14 protein-coding genes are annotated in these 16,880 nt (G+C 72.4%); 8 read left to right on the top strand and 6 right to left on the bottom strand.

The window, feature by feature from the left end; all coding sequences use genetic code 11:
- Positions 1-107 precede the first annotated feature (107 nt).
- Positions 108-968 (top strand): helix-turn-helix domain-containing protein, encoded by an 861-nt coding sequence (locus BXA10_RS04185; RefSeq protein WP_076467701.1) that lies wholly within the window; start codon positions 108-110, stop codon positions 966-968.
- Positions 969-1,118: 150 nt separating this feature from the next.
- Here BXA10_RS04185 and BXA10_RS04180 read toward each other — a convergent pair whose 3' ends face one another.
- On the bottom strand, positions 1,119-1,412 hold the full coding sequence (locus BXA10_RS04180) for an antibiotic biosynthesis monooxygenase family protein (RefSeq protein WP_076468261.1): 294 nt from the start codon (positions 1,410-1,412) through the stop codon (positions 1,119-1,121).
- Between the two features lie 484 nt (positions 1,413-1,896).
- Between BXA10_RS04180 and BXA10_RS04175 the strand changes: the two genes are divergently transcribed.
- Positions 1,897-2,895, top strand: coding sequence for a TerC family protein (locus tag BXA10_RS04175; RefSeq protein WP_076467699.1), 999 nt, complete (start codon positions 1,897-1,899; stop codon positions 2,893-2,895).
- 117 nt (positions 2,896-3,012) lie between these two features.
- Here BXA10_RS04175 and BXA10_RS04170 read toward each other — a convergent pair whose 3' ends face one another.
- Positions 3,013-3,939, bottom strand: coding sequence for a C40 family peptidase (locus BXA10_RS04170; RefSeq protein WP_076467697.1), 927 nt, complete (start codon positions 3,937-3,939; stop codon positions 3,013-3,015).
- Between the two features lie 59 nt (positions 3,940-3,998).
- On the bottom strand, positions 3,999-5,096 hold the full coding sequence (locus BXA10_RS04165; protein WP_076467695.1) for a mandelate racemase/muconate lactonizing enzyme family protein: 1,098 nt from the start codon (positions 5,094-5,096) through the stop codon (positions 3,999-4,001).
- 156 nt (positions 5,097-5,252) lie between these two features.
- On the opposite strand from BXA10_RS04165, the gene BXA10_RS04160 reads away from it, so the two are divergent.
- The gene (locus BXA10_RS04160) at positions 5,253-6,050 is read left to right on the top strand and encodes a tyrosine-protein phosphatase (RefSeq protein ID WP_076467693.1); all 798 of its coding nucleotides are present in this window, start codon (positions 5,253-5,255) and stop codon (positions 6,048-6,050) included.
- A 95-nt stretch (positions 6,051-6,145) separates the two neighbouring features.
- On the opposite strand, the gene BXA10_RS04155 is transcribed toward BXA10_RS04160, so the two are convergent.
- A complete protein-coding gene (locus tag BXA10_RS04155; protein ID WP_076467692.1) occupies positions 6,146-7,000 on the bottom strand; it encodes a serine hydrolase in 855 nt (284 codons plus the stop codon).
- A gap of 248 nt (positions 7,001-7,248) precedes the next feature.
- Positions 7,249-9,117, bottom strand: coding sequence for a translational GTPase TypA (gene typA, locus BXA10_RS04150; protein WP_076467689.1), 1,869 nt, complete (start codon positions 9,115-9,117; stop codon positions 7,249-7,251).
- Positions 9,118-9,253: 136 nt separating this feature from the next.
- On the opposite strand from typA, the gene BXA10_RS04145 reads away from it, so the two are divergent.
- Positions 9,254-10,786 carry a DedA family protein gene (locus BXA10_RS04145; protein ID WP_084752209.1) on the top strand — a complete coding sequence of 511 codons (1,533 nt, stop codon included), beginning with the start codon at positions 9,254-9,256 and terminating at the stop codon, positions 10,784-10,786.
- A 121-nt stretch (positions 10,787-10,907) separates the two neighbouring features.
- Here BXA10_RS04145 and BXA10_RS04140 read toward each other — a convergent pair whose 3' ends face one another.
- Positions 10,908-13,034, bottom strand: a complete 2,127-nt coding sequence (locus BXA10_RS04140) for an MMPL family transporter (RefSeq protein WP_076467687.1) — start codon at positions 13,032-13,034, stop codon at positions 10,908-10,910.
- Between the two features lie 113 nt (positions 13,035-13,147).
- Here BXA10_RS04140 and BXA10_RS04135 point away from each other — a divergent pair, with 113 nt between their 5' ends.
- The 4 genes from BXA10_RS04135 to BXA10_RS04120 all read left to right on the top strand — a co-directional run bounded on the left by BXA10_RS04135 (position 13,148) and on the right by BXA10_RS04120 (position 16,859).
- Positions 13,148-13,660 carry a MarR family winged helix-turn-helix transcriptional regulator gene (locus tag BXA10_RS04135; protein ID WP_076468259.1) on the top strand — a complete coding sequence of 171 codons (513 nt, stop codon included), beginning with the start codon at positions 13,148-13,150 and terminating at the stop codon, positions 13,658-13,660.
- A 289-nt stretch (positions 13,661-13,949) separates the two neighbouring features.
- Entirely contained in the window at positions 13,950-14,816 is an 867-nt protein-coding gene (locus BXA10_RS04130; protein WP_076467685.1) for a hypothetical protein, read from the top strand.
- Positions 14,817-14,925: 109 nt separating this feature from the next.
- Positions 14,926-15,501, top strand: coding sequence for an ArsR/SmtB family transcription factor (locus BXA10_RS04125; RefSeq protein WP_076468257.1), 576 nt, complete (start codon positions 14,926-14,928; stop codon positions 15,499-15,501).
- Positions 15,498-16,859, top strand: coding sequence for an MFS transporter (locus BXA10_RS04120; protein WP_084752207.1), 1,362 nt, complete (start codon positions 15,498-15,500; stop codon positions 16,857-16,859). The genes BXA10_RS04125 and BXA10_RS04120 overlap by 4 nt, the downstream gene beginning before the upstream one ends.
- Positions 16,860-16,880 lie beyond the last annotated feature (21 nt).

The following is a 16,880-nucleotide window of genomic DNA, read 5'->3' as shown; positions in this document are numbered from 1 at the left end:
ACCCGCGGCCCCTCCCGGTGATCAAGCCGACGGCGGTTGCGTTGTGCGAGCAAGGTATTGCGCTGCGTGACTGTGCTGCGTACTCTCCCTCGGTGGGGAGGCCGGGAATGCCGCTGCCAACGAGTCCTGTCATTCGCCGTGTGCGGCTCGGTGCCGAGCTGCGCCAACTGCGCCGGCGCGAGGCGCTGACCCTGGAGCAGGTCTGTGACCGGCTGGGGTGGGCCTCGACGTCGAAACTGTCCCGCATCGAGCTGGGCCAGAGCCGTCCCGACCTGGCCGACGTGCTCGACCTGCTGGACGTCTACCAGGTGCCGGTGCCGCTGCGGGACCAGCTCATCGTCATCGCCCGCGACGCGGCCACCAGCCGGGGCTGGTGGAAGGCCTTGGGCGAGATGGGGGAGCGTCAGCGCACGTACGCCGAACTGGAGGCGGGGGCGGCGCGCATAGTCGAGTACCAGCCGGCCGTCGTGCCGGGGCTGCTGCAGACCCCGGCGTACGCCCGGCTGAGGCTCGCCCCAGCCGTCGCGCTCGATCCGGAGCACGATGTGGACGCCGAGGTGCGTGCCCGGGCGGTGCGGCAGGAGGTGTTGCGCCGGGCGGACCCGCCCCGGTACACGGCGTTGCTGGCCGAGGCCGCCTGCGACCCGGAGGAGATACCGGTCGAGGTCTGGCGGGAGCAGGCGCGTCACCTGGTCGCGTTGACCGCTCTGCCGAACGTCACCCTGCGGCTGCTGCCCCGGGGCGCGGCTGCGCTGGGCGGCCTGCACCCGCTCACGCCGTACTCCTGCTATGCCTTCCCCGACCCGGCGGATCCGCGCACCGTGATGCTGGAGACGTTGACCACCGACGTGCGGCTCGCCACGGCGGCCGACGTCGATCGGTACGAGCGGATCACCGAGGCGCTGCTGAACGCGGCGCTCCCGGCGGAGGAGACGGTGACCGTTTTGGCCCGCAGCGTCGGCGACTGATCGGCGGGTCCGCACGAGGCGGACGGGGTGCCGGCGCGCGGGCACCGGGCCCGGCGCCCCCGAGCCCGTCGGGACCGGTGGCCCACGCGTGCGACCGCACCCTAGGGCAGGGGTACGACAGCGGCCGGCGCCGGTCGGGGCTGCTGGCCGTCAGGCCGGTACGTCGGTGAAGTGCTCGACCACTGGTGGGTTGGCGAAGTGCGGGCCGATGAGCGTCCGCCACTGCGTGAACCGCTCCGTGGCGCGGAAGTTCTCGTCGTGCGCCTCGACCGAGTCCCACTCGACGAGCAGCACGAAGCGGGACGGGGATTCGACGCCCCGGGTCATCCGCACCGACCGGCAGCCGGGCGTGCCGGCCAGCACCGGGTGCCCTTGGGCGTACGCGGCGGCGAACGCGTCCTCGTGTCCGGGCAGTACGTCGATCAGCGCAACCTCGAGCACCATGCGGACAGCCTGCCACGCCGCTTGCGGCGGCCGGATCGGGGTCTCTCCACTGGACGACGCCGCCTCGAAGTTCGGCCGACCCGCTCCGGCCGCCCACATGACCCAGCCTCCTAGGATGCCGTAGTGGTGGTGACGGCGGTCCTCAGCGCGACTACCGCAGCCAGCCTGGTCAGGGGGAGCGCCGGAACGGGCCGAAATGTCAGGCCAGGGCGGGCGGCGGTGGCGTCAGCCACCCCCGCCCGATTCGCGATCACGCGAGTCGGTGCGCCACAATGGTGATCGAGGAGGGGAGTATTCCCCCGTGACGGAGTCGTCAGCACGGTCGACCACCCGAGGGTGGCACGACCCGGCCCCGTCGGTCACCGCGCTCCTGCGGTGACGGAAGAGACCTCCGACAGTCACCACAGCGAGCATCAGCGGCGCGCCGTGCCTCCACCGGGCGTACGGTGTGCCCGATGCCGCGTGTCTGCCGGAGGAATGAACGTTGGATGTGTCCGGGCTGGTCTGGGCGGTCACGCTTGTCGCACTGGTCGCCGTCCTAGCGGTCGACCTGCTGATCATCGGCCGTCGCCCGCACGAGCCGAGCGTGCGCGAGTCGAGCCTCTGGGTCGGCTTCTACGTGGGTCTGGCGCTGCTCTTCGGCGCGGGCCTGTGGTTGTTCTCCGGGCCGAGCGCCGCCGGCCAGTTCTACACCGGCTGGCTGACCGAGTACAGCCTGTCAGTGGACAACCTCTTCGTCTTCGTGATCATCATGGCCCGGTTCGGGGTGCCCCGGCAGTACCAGCAGAAGGTGCTGCTCGTCGGAATAGTGCTGGCGCTGATCATGCGAGGCGGTTTCATCGCCGCCGGCGCGGCCTTGATCTCCCAGTTCTCCTGGGTCTTCTACATCTTCGGCGCGTTCCTCATCTACACCGCGATCAACCTGGCTCGGCAGGGTGAGCCGGACGAGGACGAGTTCTCCGAGAACGTGCTTATCCGGTGGAGCCGCCGGGCCCTGCCGATCTCCCGGACGTACGACGGCGCCCGGCTCGTCACGCACGAGAACGGCAAACGGCTCTTCACCCCGCTGCTGATCGTGATGATCGCCATCGGTACCACCGACCTGATCTTCGCGCTGGACTCGATCCCGGCGATCTTCGGGATCACGCAGCAGGCGTACCTGGTCTTCACCGCCAACGTCTTCGCTCTCATGGGGTTGCGCCAGCTCTACTTCCTGCTGGGCGGCCTGCTGGACCGGCTGATCTACCTCAGCTACGGCCTGGCAGTGGTGCTCGGTTTCATCGGCGTGAAGCTGGTGCTGGAGGCGCTCGCCGACAACAACCTGCCGTTCATCAACGGCGGCGAGCACGTCGCCTGGGCGCCGCACATCCCGATCTGGCTCTCGCTGCTGGTGATCATCGGCACGTTGCTGGTGGCCACGGTCGCCAGCCTGGCCAAGTCGGCCCGGGACCGGCGTCGGGCGCTGGCCGAGGCGCGCAGCTGAGCGTCCGGCCCGGGCGGGCGGCGGGACGTCGCCCCCGCCGTCGGGGCCGGCGAGGTTGACGAGTACGCGAGGGGCGGCTCCCGAGATCGGGAGCCGCCCCTCGCGTGTACGCGGACGTCAGACCCGGTGGACGCCGACCAGGGTGGCGACCCGATCGGCCGGCAACGCCTCCTCCACCACCCGGCGCTGCCGGTAACAGGCGTGCAGCATGCGCCGGTCGCCGTCAGAGCCCTGCCCTGCGGTGACGATGCCGATGTGGTGGATCTTGCGGCCGGGGCGGGCGAAGAAGTAGAGGTCGCCGGGGCGCTCGTCGCCGAGCGCCAGGGGGACGGTGGCGGCTGCCTGGTCGTCGGCGTCGCGGGGCAACTGCACCCCGAACCGCCGCCAGGCCAGGTGCACCAGGCCCGAGCAGTCGATCCCGTACGCGGACACCCCGCCCCAGACGTAGACCACGTCCAGCAGCCGCTGCGCGACCGCGAGCACCTCGGCGGCCGTCGGCGGGGCCGCCGGTAGCTCCGCGAGGTGCGCGTCGGGAAGCCAGAGCGGATCGGTGTGGCCGGGGGCGTGTACCGGCCGCCAGCCGTCCCGCGCCGGCCCGGCCGCGGCGAGCCGGGTGCCGAGGATCACCCCGGGCAGCACCACCGGGCCGTCGGGCGTGGCCCGCAGGGCGCTGACGCTGGCGTCCAGCACCAGCGGCGAGGCGCCGACGGCCGAGGTGGCCGCGTCGACGGGGACGAGCTGATCGGCGGGCAGCCAGCCGGGGTAGCCGCGCGGGTCCAGCTTGGCGGCGGGTTGCTCGACGGCGATGACGTGCGCCCAGCCGTCCGGACGCAGTTCGGTGACGAGGACCCGCTCGCCGAGCAGCAGCTGGCTCAGGACGCAGTCGCCGACCTGCTGGTCGCTGTCCATCCCCGAGATCCAGGCGGGGATGTCGGTGCGTGCCGCGAGGGCGGGACGGTCGACGGGGCGTACCGCCTCGGGAGAGGTCCAGAGTGTCGCGACCGCGACCCGGACGACGGCCTCGCGGCCCGGTTGCAGCTCCACGTCAACCCCCAGTTGGTGCTTGCTGTCCTCGCGACCTTAGTGAAAGAAACCGCCATGACTCAACCTGGCGTCTGCACTTTTGCTTCAGTCACCGAGGTGATGCCGAGGCCGGGTGCGTCCGGCAACACGACCGACGCGCCCTCGTAACGGATTCCGCCGCGCACCGGCGACCGGGCCAGCCACCAGGCGGCGTCGAGGTCGGGCACGGCTGTGGTGCCGTACGCGGCGACCAGGCTGGCCGCCGCACCGATGCCGATCTCGCTCTCCATCATGGAGCCGACGACGGTGCCGAGGCCGTGCGCGACGGCCAGTTCGAGCATGGTGCGCGCGGGGTGCAGGCCGCCACACTTGGCCAGCTTGACGTTGACCAGGTCGGCCGCCCGACGCCGGATCACCTCGACCAGGTCGCGGACGCCGAACACCGCCTCGTCGGCGAGGATCGGCACGTCCACCCGGTCGCTCACCCAGGCCAGCCCGTCCAGGTCCCAGCGGGCCACCGGCTGCTCGACCAGCTCCACGTCGAGCCCGGCGTCCTCGATGCCGCGGATCACCCGGACCGCCTCGCGGGGGGTCCAGCCCTGGTTGGCGTCGAGCCGGATCCGCGCGTGCGGGCCGACCGCGGCGCGTACCGCCCGGACGCGCTCGAGGTCGCCGGCGGCGTCGGTGCCGACCTTGAGCTTGAGCACGTCGAAGCCCTCGGCGTGCCGCTTGCCGGCGGTCTCGGCCAGGTCGGCGGCCTCGCCGGCGGCGAGCGTGACGTCGGTCGGGACGGCCAGCGCGGTGCCGCCGAGCAGCCGCACCAGGGGTACGCCGAGCCGCCGCGCGGCCAGGTCGTGCAGCGCCACGTCGACGGCCATCTTGGCGGCCTCGTTGCCGACCACCGCGCGTTGCACCTCGGTGCAGCGGGCCACCAGCTCGTCCGGGTCGCGGCCGGTGAGCAGTGGTCCGAGCAGTTGCCGGACGCACGCCTCGGAGCCGTCGATCGACGCGCCGGTCACCTGCCACACCTGCGGCGCCTCGCCGAACCCGGAGCGGCCGTCGGTGTCGACCACCTCGACGACCAGGGTGTCCACGGTGGTGGTCCGGCGCAGCGCGGTGACGAACGGGGTGTGCAAGGGGGCGGTGAGCCGGTGGGTGCGTACCGCGGCGATCGTCATGTGCGGCACCCTATACGCAGACCACTGTCGCGTCAGTGGCCGGACGACGGTAGTCCTGCCGCCGGGCGTCGCGCGGTCCGGTGCCGGTGCGGGCGGGGGAGGCATCGGGTCGGGCGAACGTGGCGGGCGGGCCATCAGGTGTGCGGAGGCGTCGGGATGAGCGGGCGGGACTGGGAACTGGTGGGCGCGCCGAACGCGCGTGACCTGGGCGGTCTGATCGGGGCGGGGGGTCGGCGGGTGCGGGCCGGCCGGCTGGTCCGTACTCCGGCATTGGGTCGGTTGACCGATGACGACCTGCCGATCCTCGGCAAGCTCGCCCCGGCCTGTGTGGTCGATCTGCGGGACCGTTCGGAGGTCACGGTCGCGCCGGCGGACCGGCTGGTCGGTGCGCCGCGGCTGGTGCACCTTCCGGTGTACGACCCGGAGCATCCGGTGTTCACGTACGTGTCGGCGGTGCTGCTGGGCCATGACCTGTCCGCGTACGCGGAGCTGGCGCGGCAGGGGACGCCGGCGGCGATGGCGGCGATCTACCGGTGGTTCGTCACCGGTGTGCCGGCCCGGGCGGGCTTCGCCGAGGCGGTGCGGTTGGCGGCGCGGGCGGAGAACCTGCCGCTGTTGTACCACTGCTCGGCGGGGAAGGACCGGACGGGCTGGCTCACGGTGATCCTGTTGACCGCGCTCGGGGTGGACGAGGACGCGATCCGGGCCGAGTACCTGCGGAACAACCCGCTGACCGAGAGCCTGCGTGCGGTGATCGTGGAGTCGATGCGCCGTCGGCAACCGGAGCTGGACGTGGAGGCGGTGCTGCCGGTGCTGGAGGTCCGTCCGGAGTACCTGGACGCGGGTTACGACGAGGTGCGCCGGGTGCACGGTTCGTTCGAGGCGTATCTGCACGACGGCCTCGGGCTGACCGGCGAGGTCGTCCGGGAGCTGCGGGTGCAGCTGCTGGAGTGAGCCGCCCGGCCGAATGACCGTCGATGATGGCTTGACGGCTGTTCGATCTCCAGATCCGTCGGCGGACTGATGATCGTCGAGGCCGGGTGGGGTGCCTACAGGTCGTGGCGGGCGGACCAGACCCGGGCCGAGACGTCGGCGATGAGCGCACAGGCGTCGGCGTCGTCCCCGTCGTCGTTGTCGGCTTCGGCGTCTCTGGTGGTGCAGACGACCACGGCGTAGGGGGCGGCGTCGTCGGGGAAGACGACTCCGGCACCGTGCCGGACGCCGTTCACCCAGCCGCTCTTGTGCGCGATCCGAGTGCCCGGCGGTAGGCCGGCGGCGAGGTCCTCGCGGTGCTCCTGGGCGACGAGCACCTCCAGCATCTGCGCGCAGGCGGCCGGCGAGGCGAGCGGGCCGGGGTGGGTGGCCCCGGTGGCCAGCAGGCCGAGCAGCGCGGCCAGGTCGGCGGCGGTGACCAGGTTCGTGATGCCGTTGTCGCGGGCGGCGAAGTCCTCGATTCCGCGGCCGGTGACGCTGTGCCGGGCGCCGGCGAGCGTCCAGACCTCGGCCACGGCGGGCAGGCCGACGTGGCCGATCACCAGGTTGGTGGCGAGGTTGCTGGAGCGGACGATCATGCGCTGCGCGAGCCAGCGCAGCGACGCGGTGCCGCCCACCCTCGCCCACACCGCGCCGTCGTTGTCGTAGTGCTCGGCGCAGGTGAACCGGGGTGCGCCGGGCTGCGCCGAGTCGAACGCGTTGGCCACCGGCACCGGGGCGTCCAGGTCGAGGGCGCCCGCCTCGGCGGCCCGGTGCAGGGCGACGAGCACTGCGAGCTTCATGGTGCTGGCCGCGTAGTGGGTGACGTCCGCCCGGCGAGTCCAGACCGGCTCGGCGTCGAGCCGTCCCACGTATGCGGACACGGTGCCGGGCACCGTGTCGAGGTGCGCGTCGAGTTTCTCCCAGGCCATGCCGGTGACCGTAGCGGATCATGGCTGTCCGTGGGGCTGCGGCCCGGCTGGTCTAGCGTGCGGGAATGACGAGCGCCGCGTACGACGCCATCGCCGACTGGTACGAACAGTTCGCGTCCGACACCTCGGCCCGGCGGTGATCGCGGAGGCGGGCCCAGCGCCGGCGCGCGGTGGGTGGGAGGGGAGGGATGGGAAGGCGGAAGCCCGGCCTGCCGAGGTGGCGGGCCGGGCTCCGGGGGTTGGACGGGTCAGCCGGCGTGCTTGCGGCGGGCCGCCGCCCGACCACGCTGCTGCTGGTCGAGCACCACCTTGCGGATACGCACCGCGGTGGGGGTCACCTCGACGCACTCGTCCTCGCGGCAGAACTCGAGCGCCTGCTCCAGCGACAGCTTGCGCGGCGGGATCAGCTTCTCGGTCTCGTCCGCGGTCGACGAACGCATGTTGGTGAGCTTCTTCTCCTTGGTGATGTTGACGTCCATGTCGTCGGAGCGGGAGTTCTCCCCGACGATCATGCCCTCGTACACCTCGGTGGTGGGCTCGACGAAGAGCTGCCCGCGTTCCTGGAGGTTGGTCATCGCGAAGGCGGTGACCGTGCCGGCGCGGTCGGCGACCAGCGATCCGTTGTTGCGGGTCCGCAGCTCGCCGAACCACGGCTCGTACGACTCGAAGACGTGGTGCAGGATGCCGGTGCCCCGAGTCTCGGTGAGGAACTCGGTGCGGAAGCCGATCAGGCCGCGGGCCGGGACCAGCCACTCCATCCGGATCCAGCCGGTGCCGTGGTTGACCAGCTGCTCCATCCGGCCCTTGCGGGTCGCGAGGAGCTGGGTGATCGCCCCCAGGTACTCCTCGGGGGCGTCGATGGTCAGCCGCTCCACCGGCTCGCAGGTCTTCCCGTCGATCTCCCGGGTGACGACCTGCGGCTTGCCGACGGTCAGCTCGTACGACTCGCGGCGCATCTGCTCGACCAGGATCGCGAGGGCCAGCTCGCCGCGGCCCTGCACCTCCCAGGCGTCGGGGCGCTCGGTGGGCAGCACCCGCAGCGACACGTTGCCGATCAGCTCCTTGTCGAGCCGATCCTTCACCATCCGGGCGGTGACCTTGGCACCCTTGACCCGGCCGACGAGCGGCGAGGTGTTGGTGCCGATGGTCATCGAGATGGCCGGCTCGTCGACCGTGATCAGGGGCAGCGGGATCGGGTTCTCCGCGTCCGCGAGCGTCTCACCGATCATGATCTCCGGGATGCCGGCGACCGCGATGATGTCGCCCGGGCCGGCCGACTCGGCCGGCTTGCGCTCCAGGCCCTCGGTCATCAGCAGCTCGGAGATGCGGACCCGCTGGGTGCTGCCGTCGGTGCGGCACCAGGCCACGGTCTGGCCCTTGCTGATGGTGCCCTGCCGGACCCGGCACAGCGCCAGCCGGCCGAGGAACGGCGACGCGTCCAGGTTGGTGACGTGCGCCTGAAGCGGGGCGTCCTGCTCGTACGCGGGTGCCGGAATGGTGTCCAGCAAGGTGCGGAAGAGCGGCTCGAGGTTGTGGCTGTCGTCCGGCACGGCCCCGTCTGCGGGCTGCGTCAGCGAGGCGATGCCGTCGCGGGCGCAGGCGTAGACGATCGGGAAGTCGATCTGCTCCTCGTCGGCGTCCAGGTCGAGGAAGAGCTCGTAGGTGTCGTCCACGACCTCCTTGATCCGGGCGTCCGGCCGGTCCACCTTGTTGATCACGAGGATGATCGGCAGGCGGGCCCGAAGCGCCTTGCGGAGCACGAAGCGGGTCTGCGGCAGCGGACCCTCGCTGGCGTCGACCAGCAGGACGACGCCGTCGACCATGGTCAGGCCGCGCTCGACCTCGCCGCCGAAGTCGGCGTGGCCGGGAGTGTCGATGATGTTGATGGTCACCGGGTCCGAGCCGTCGGCCGGCATGTAGCGCACGCCGGTGTTCTTGGCCAGGATGGTGATGCCCTTTTCCCGCTCCAGGTCCATCGAGTCCATGACCCGATCGGCCACCTCGGCCCGGGCACTGAACGCGCCGGCCTGCCGCAACATGGCGTCGACCAGAGTCGTCTTGCCGTGGTCGACGTGGGCGATGATGGCGACGTTGCGGAGGTCGGTGCGTAGCTGCATACCCTCCATACTCTCCTGTCCGAGGTTGCCGGTTCCGCCTCGGGGTCATCCCCCGATTGGCCCGGATCTGTGGTGAAACTCCTGTCCCAGCCGCGGGCACGGCTGGCATGCTGACCCTCGTGTTCATGGGGGCCGAGTGCACGACCTGCTGACCTTCGTGCAGGGTCTGCCGCCCCTGCTGATCTACCTGGTCGCCGCGCTGATCGTCGCGGGTGAGACCGCCGTGATCTTCGGGCTGCTGGTGCCGGGAGAGGCGACCCTGCTGCTGGTCGGCTTCCTAGCGTACGCGGGGACGCTACGGCTCGCTCCGGCGCTGCTCGTGATGATCGGCGCAGCGGTGATCGGCGACACACTCGCGTTCCGGGCAGGTCGCCGGTACGGGCGGAAACTGCGCGCGAGTGGGCTCGGTAGGCGGGTCGGTCCGGAGCGCTGGCAGCGGGCGGACGCCCTGCTCAGCCGGCTCGGCGGCCGGGGCGTCTTCACGGCCCGCTGGATCGCCTTCGCCCGCACCCTGGTGCCCCGTCTCGCGGGTGCCGGCGGGATGCCGTACCGGCGTTTCGCCGTGTGGAACCTGGCCGGGATCGTCGGCTGGGTCGGCGGCTCGGTCCTGGTCGGGTATGTGGCCGGGGAGTCGTACGAGACGGTGTCCCGGCTGCTGGGCCGGGCCACCGGCGCGGTGCTCCTGCTGCTCGCCGCGCTGGTCGCGGTGGTGCTGACCGGCCGCTGGCTCGGGCGCAACCCCGACCCCGCCCAGGCGCTCCTGCTCCGAGCCGCCGCACTGCCCCCGGTGCGCTGGCTCGCCGGCCGGTACGGGGTCCTGTTCTTCCTGCTCAGCATGCGCATCGGGCCGGGCTGGACCCTGCTGCTCAACCTGACGGCCGGGCTGCTGCTGCTCTTCGCCGCCGGTCTCGCCTTCGCCGGGTTGCTGGAGTTCGTGGTGCGCAACAGCGGCCTCGCCCTGGTGGACGAGGCCATCGCCCGCTGGTTCGCCGATCGGCGTACCCCGGGGGCGATCGAGGTCGGGCTGACGACCGTGTCGGCGCTGCGCGGGCCGGTGTTGATCACGCTGGTGGCGGTGGTGGCCGCGGTGTTGGCGTGGCGGCAGCGGTCCTGGCGGGCGGACCTGCTCAGCCTGGTGGGCACGGTGGGGGCGTTCGTTCCGCTGCTGGTGCTGGCCCTCGCCGCGCACCTGGCGGGCTCGGCCGGATCCGACCCGGACGACCGGCTCTTCCCGACCCAGAACGCGGTGGTGACGGCGAGCCTCTGCACGCTCGCCTGGTTGCTGTCCCGGAACACGCGCTGGCCGGTGGCCGTGGCCACCTGGACGGGCGCGGCCGCCGGTGTCGTCTACCTCGCCGGGGCTCGCCTCTACCTGGGGCTCAGCACGGCCAGCGGGACGGTGGCCGCCGTCCTGCTCGGGGTGCTCTGGACTGCCGTGTTCATGGTCGCCTGGGCCACCCGGAACCGGGCGGTCGGCCGTTCCGCGCCCACGCCTGCACCAGCAGCACCATCGGCACCATCGGCGCCGGCAGCACCATCGGCGCCGGCAGCGCCGGCGGCACCGCAGGCTTCGGCGGCACCGCCGGAGAGCCGGGCTCCCGAGCCCCCGGACGGGCAGCCGCCGGCCCCGGAGCGGCCCGGGGGACGGCACCCGGTCGAGCCCGGTTAGGGCCCGTTCCCAGGACGGAACACGCCAGTTGACCGGGATGGCCGAGGTCGGTCAGCGGTCCGGCGGCGCGGTCGGCCGGCGGTCGGGTGGTGGGGTCCGACGGTTGGGTGGGGCGGCGGGGTCAACCGCGGGTGACCGCACGTCCGGGGGCCGGGGCCGGCCGCGCGAGGCCGTCCGGCGCCGGGTCGGCCTGCCGGGCGAGCACGCTGGGCCACCAGAAACGCCGCCCGAGCAGCAGCACGATCGCGGGCACCAGCAGGGTGCGGACCAGCAACGTGTCGAGCAGGACACCCAGCCCGACGATGACGCCGATCTCGGTGAGCAGGACCAGCGGCAGCACCCCGAGCACCGCGAACACCGCGGCCAACAGGACGCCGGCGCTGGTGATCACCCCGCCGGTGACCGCGAGGGACGTGAGGATGCCCTGCCGGGTGCCCTCGATGGCGCTCTCCTCCCGGGCGCGGGTGGTGAGGAAGATGTTGTAGTCCACTCCGAGCGCCACCAGGAACAGGAACGACAGCAGCGGCACGCTGATGTCGAGGGCCGCGTAGCCCAGCACGTGGGTGAAGAAGAAGGCGCTCGCGCCGAGCGAGGCGAAGAAGGTGGCCACCACCGTGGCGACCAGTACAAGCGGCGCCACCAGCGAACGCAGCAACAGCAGCAGGACGAGGAGCACCACCGCGAGGATCAGCGGTACGACCACCTTCAGGTCACGTACGGCCGCGTCCCGGGTGTCCAGGTTGGTGGCCACGGTGCCGCCGACCCGGGCGTCGGCGGTGGGCACCGAGTGCACCCGGTCCCGCAGCTCACGGACGGTGTCGTAGCTCGCGCTGCTGTCCGGTTCGGCGGTCAGCACCACGTTGACGCCGACCAGGTCAGTGGTGCGCCCGGTGGGTCGGGCGCTCGCGACGCCCGGAGTGCCGGTGATCGCCGCCAGCAGCGCCTCCTCGGCGCCGGCTCGCCCGACGACGATCGTCGGGTCGGCGGTGCCGGCGGGGAAGTGGCGGCTGAGTGTGCGCAGACCGTCGATCGATTCCGCCTGCACCCGGAACTGTTCGGTCTTGCTGAGCCCGAGGCGTGCCCCGGAGAGTCCCGTGGTGAGTACGACCAGCAGGACCAGGGCGCCGGCGAGCACCCCCCGGGGGCGCCGGGCGACCATGGCACCGACCTTCGCCCAGCCGCCGCTGCGGGTCGGTTCGGGCTGCCCCGGCCGGGGCACGAACGGCCAGAAGAGCCCTCGCCCGCAGACCGCGAGCGCGCAGGGCAGGACGACGAGGCCGTACAGCGCCGCGGTACCGATGCCGACCGCTCCGGCGACACCGATCGCCCGGTCGTTGCGGAGCACGGCGGCGGTCAGCGTCAGCAGACTCAGCACCACAGTGGTGGCGCTGGCGGCGACCGCCGGGCCGGCGGAGGTCAGGGCGTGGCGCAGCGCGTCGCGTCGGTCCGGGCGGCGGCGCAGCTCCTCGCGGTAGCGCGCGATCAGCAGGAGGGCGTAGTTGGTGCCGGCGCCGAAGACCAGCACGTCGACGATGCCGGTGGTGGAGGGGTCGATGGGCAGGTCGACGGCACGGCTGAGCACGGCGATCAGGGCGTTGGCCACCACGTCGGCGGTCCCCACGACGGCCAGCGGTACGAGCCAGAGCCACGGGCTGCGATAGGTGACGATCAGCAGGACCGCCACGACCGCGACGGTGACCAGCAGCAGCGTGACGTTGGCGCCGTCGAACGAGGAGGCGACGTCGGCGCGGAATCCGGCACCACCGCTGACCTGGGCGGTCAGCCCGGGCGGCAGCCCCTGGCGGGCGGCGCCGCGCAGCCGGTCGACGGCGTCGGTGACCTCGTCGGGCGCGGCCTGCGCGGGCATCGGCACGGCGAGGATCGCGGCGCGGCGGTCGGGGGAGAGGACCGGCGGGGAGACCGGGCCGGTGGCGAGCGGGGCGAACGCGGTGGCCTGGGCGGCGAGGGCGGCCTCGTCCGCAGCGGTGAGCGGAGCGTCGCCACGGGAGTAGACGACCAGAGCCGGGTTGAGCTGCCCACCGGGCAACTGCCGCGCGAGCGCGGCGGCCTCGACCGATTCGGTGCCGGCCGGCAGGGCGCCGGTCGGATCGTTGCTGGTGCGTGCCTCGCCGCCGAGCGCGACGAGGGCGCCCGAGACGGCCACGGCGACCAGTAGGACGATCCAAGCGCTCCACCGGCCGCTGATCGCCCCGGTGACCCTACGACCGGCGGTGCCCAGCAATCCCATCACATACTCCCGCCCATGAAGAATCTTGATAGCCGAGATTATTCTCCGGTGAACTATGCTGCAAGCCGGGCGACCGCGACGGGGGTGACACGCAGGTGGCGGCGGTGAACGGCATGTTCCGGCGGCGGGACACCCCGCGTGAGCGGCTGGTGGCGGAGATCGCCACCGATCTGCGGCGCTACTCGGTGGACGCGCAGCACATCGGGCACGCCTTCGCCAACCTGCACGGGCTCAACGCCACCGACCTGCAGGCGTTGATCGCGGTCATGGACGCCGAGCTGGCCGACGATCCGCTCACCGCCGGCCGCCTCGGCGAGCAGTTGAATCTCTCCTCGGGCGCGGTCACCGCGTTGGTCGACCGGTTGGAGCGCGCCGGCCACATCCGCCGGGACCGGGGCGCAACCGACCGGCGCAAGATCCTTCTGCGCTACGCCGACCGGGGCGTCGCGCTCGCCGTGGCGTTCTTCGAGCCGCTGGGCCGGCGTACCGACGCGGTGACGGCCGGCTTCAGTGACGACGAACTGCAAGTGGTGCACCGGTTCCTGCGTGCCATGGTCGAGTCGACGCGGGAGCACCGCGACGAGATGCGCACAGCGCGCCTCGATCCGTCGCGGGATCCGTCCTGATCGGACCTCGGGGGCGCCGCGGGCGGTCGAGCGCGGCTGAACCTGCGTGTCACGCTGCGTGAAAGCTTGCACGTCGAGTCGATCGCGTTCGTCGGCGTCCGAAATGGTGCGGACTGACCGTCGAATGTGAACGCGAAGCGCTCTGACCTGGGCATTTGTCCGAGGACCGAGCTATGGTCGAGTCAATGCCCGGCGCCGTGCACCAATCGGCCGGGCTTGCGCGTTACCTCCACCGCGATCACGCCATGTAACGCCGTGTCTGGCCCTCATCCATCGGAAAGGGGGCGCCATGACCCGGGCTCCGGCGAACCTCATGGCCGTACGCAGCCTGCTGCTCACTCATCTCAACATCGACAAGAACGCGACCCGCGACGCGGACCTCGAGCCCGCGGAGGTCGGCATCGTCGGCGACCCGAGCCACCGGGGCGGCTACCACTGCGGCTCGGACCGGGTGGTGAAGAACGACTACTCCGTCGTCGAGTCGTCCCGCGACCGCAACGGACTGACCCTCGACGCGGCAGCGCTCGACGTGGGCCAGTTCCGGGTGGCGTCCGGCGGGAGTACCCACGACCTGCGCACCTTCTCCACCTGGTGTGTGGCGCAGTGCGCCGCGGGCGCCGCGGACACCCGCGACCTCCGGGAGATCATCTACAGCCCCGACGGCCGGGTCGTCCGGCGGTGGGACCGGCTCGGTAAGCGAAGCAGTGGCGACAACTCGCACCTGTGGCACACGCACTTCAGCTTCTTCCGTGACTCGATCAAGGCGGGCCGGGACCAGACCCCACTGTTCCGCCGCTACCTCACCAGCATCGGCCTTCTGGAGGACGACATGAGCGAAAAGGCAGAGCAGGAGATCCACTCCGTCTACACCGGGATGTTCTTCGGTGGCAGTTCGATGGGGCGCCGGGTCGACCCGGACGGCGCCGGCAGCCAGACGGCGAGCAACAGCCTGGTGGCCAAACTCGACTACACGATGCTGCGACTCGACACGCTGGTCAGCCAGCTGACCGCCCTCGCCGGGCGGGACTTCACCGACGAGCCGGCGATCGTCCAGGGCGTGCTGGCCGCGCTCACACCGGAGAAGATCGCCGCCGCGATCCCGCCGACGATGGCCCAGCAGGTCGCCGAGGAACTCGCCCGCCGGCTGGCCGAGTGAGTCGTGGGTGGGCCGCTCCGGCCCGGGAGCGGCCCACCCACCCGGTCGACAACAGGTATTGCGCAATAATCATTGTGCAATACCTGTTGTCCATGTGATGCTGCCCGGTATGGAGAACCACGACGTACGCCAGGTCACCGACTCGCGGGTACTGGCCGCACTGTCCCACCCGCTGCGCCGCCGGCTGATGGACGTGCTCAAGGTGTACGGCTCCGCGACGGTCGGCCTGCTTGCCGAGCGCACCGGTCAGGCGCCCGCGAACGTCAGCCACCACCTCAAGGTCCTCGCGGCGGCGGAGCTGGTCGCCGAGGCGCCGGAGCTGGCCCGGGACCGACGCGAGCGGTGGTGGCGGCTGGTCAGCCGCGGCGTGCGCTGGTCGAGCGCGGATTTCGACACGGACCCGGCAGCCCGGGCGGTGGCCGACGCCGCCACCTCGCTCAACCTGGACCGGCACGTCTCGCTGGTCCGGGCCTGGCACGGCGCGGACGAGGCGGCGCAGGCGGCCTGGGGCGACGGGCCCTTCTCCACCGACCGCTGGCTACACCTCAGTCCTGAGGAACTGGCCGAACTCAGCCGCGAGTTGATCGATCTGCTGGCCCGTTGGGCCGACCGGGAGGTTCCCGACGACGGGCGGGAGCGGCAGCCGGTCTTCGTCTTCGCCTACGGCGTGCCGGCGCAGCCGTGACCGCGACCGCGCCGGTGACCCCGGCGAAGCCGCAGCGGGGCGGGTTGGCCCGGCACCGGGACTTCCGACTGCTCTGGGCCGCCCAGACGGTCAGCAGCGTCGGCAGCAACGTGACCGCGGTGGCCCTGCCGCTGGTGGCAGTGGCCGTGCTCGACGCGAACACCTTCCAGGTCGCCGTGCTCACCGCCGCCGCGTGGCTACCCTGGCTGCTGGTCGGCCTGCCGGCGGGCGCCTGGGTGGACCGACTGCCGCGGCGGCCCGTCATGATCATTTGCGACGTGGTGTCGGCACTGCTCTTCCTCAGCGTCCCGGCCGCCGCCGTGACCGGCACGCTCAGCGTCGGGCAACTGCTGGTCGTGGCGCTCGGCGCCGGGCTGGCCCGGGTCTTCTTCGAGACCGCCGACCAGGTCTACCTGCCCTTCCTGCTCTGTCCGGCAGAGGTCCCGGAAGGCAACGCGAAGCTGCAGACCACCCAGACCGCGAGCTACGTGGTCGGGCCGAGCCTCGCCGGCCTGATCGCGCAAGCCGTCGGCGCGGTCGCCGCCCTGCTGCTCGACGCGCTGACCTTCCTGATCTCCGCGGTGTGCCTGGCCCGGATCCGGCGGAAGGAGCCGGCGCCGACGCGGCCGGGTCCCGTCCGGTCGCTGCGCCGCGAGACCGTCGACGGCGTGAGGTTCGTCGCCCGCGACCCGTACCTGCGGGTGATGACGCTCTTCGGCGCGGCGAGCAACATCGGGCTGGTCGGCTACCAGGCGGTGCTGGTGGTCTTCCTGATCCGCGACGTACGGCTGGTGCCGGGGACGGTCGGCCTGCTGGTCGCCGCGATGAGCCTGGGCGGTATCGCGGGCGCGCTGCTGGCGACCGCCGTCGGCCGCCGGTTCGGCACCGCCCGGGCGATGCTGCTCGCGGCGGTGTTCACCGGACCGCCGGCGTTACTCATTCCCCTGGCCGGACCGGGCCCGGCGCTGCTCTGGCCGGCCCTCGGCGGGGTGCTGGTCAGCCTCGGTGTGGCCGTGGGCAACGTGCTGAAGGGCAGCTTCCGGCAGACCTACCCGCCCCGCGAACTGCTCGGCCGGGTCACGGTGAGCATGCAACTGCTGAACTACGGGACCATCCCGCTGGCCGCGCTGCTGGCCGGCGCGCTCGGTACCGCGCTCGGGACCCGGGTCGCGGTGCTGGCGATGACCGGCTGGCTCGCGGTGACCCCACTGATCCTGCTGATCGGGCCGCTACGGCACCGGCGGGACCTGCCCGCCACCCTCGCCGAGGACGGACGGCGGCCCGGAGCCGGAACGCCGGCGGGCGCCGGAGCGGGCTCCGTCGTGGACGCGCCGGTGCTCGGGGGGAGCGCGCCGTGACGCGTCGCGGCGGCGGCCGGA

This window comes from Micromonospora avicenniae (assembly GCF_900156065.1).
In the GTDB taxonomy this organism is placed as follows: Bacteria; Actinomycetota; Actinomycetes; order Mycobacteriales; family Micromonosporaceae; genus Micromonospora; species Micromonospora avicenniae.
This window is presented reverse-complemented; position numbering and strand designations above follow the sequence as displayed.

Excerpts from the sequence above, each read along its gene's own strand:
- BXA10_RS04185 (WP_076467701.1), top strand. The coding sequence starts at position 108 with ATGCCGCTGCCAACGAGTCCTGTCATTCGCCGTGTGCGGCTCGGTGCC.
- BXA10_RS04180 (WP_076468261.1), bottom strand. The coding sequence starts at position 1,412 with ATGGTGCTCGAGGTTGCGCTGATCGACGTACTGCCCGGACACGAGGAC.
- BXA10_RS04165 (WP_076467695.1), bottom strand. The coding sequence starts at position 5,096 with ATGACGATCGCCGCGGTACGCACCCACCGGCTCACCGCCCCCTTGCAC.
- BXA10_RS04160 (WP_076467693.1), top strand. The coding sequence starts at position 5,253 with ATGAGCGGGCGGGACTGGGAACTGGTGGGCGCGCCGAACGCGCGTGAC.
- BXA10_RS04155 (WP_076467692.1), bottom strand. The coding sequence starts at position 7,000 with ATGGCCTGGGAGAAACTCGACGCGCACCTCGACACGGTGCCCGGCACC.
- typA (WP_076467689.1), bottom strand. The coding sequence starts at position 9,117 with ATGCAGCTACGCACCGACCTCCGCAACGTCGCCATCATCGCCCACGTC.
- BXA10_RS04140 (WP_076467687.1), bottom strand. The coding sequence starts at position 13,034 with ATGGGATTGCTGGGCACCGCCGGTCGTAGGGTCACCGGGGCGATCAGC.
- BXA10_RS04135 (WP_076468259.1), top strand. The coding sequence starts at position 13,148 with ATGTTCCGGCGGCGGGACACCCCGCGTGAGCGGCTGGTGGCGGAGATC.
- BXA10_RS04130 (WP_076467685.1), top strand. The coding sequence starts at position 13,950 with ATGACCCGGGCTCCGGCGAACCTCATGGCCGTACGCAGCCTGCTGCTC.
- BXA10_RS04125 (WP_076468257.1), top strand. The coding sequence starts at position 14,926 with ATGGAGAACCACGACGTACGCCAGGTCACCGACTCGCGGGTACTGGCC.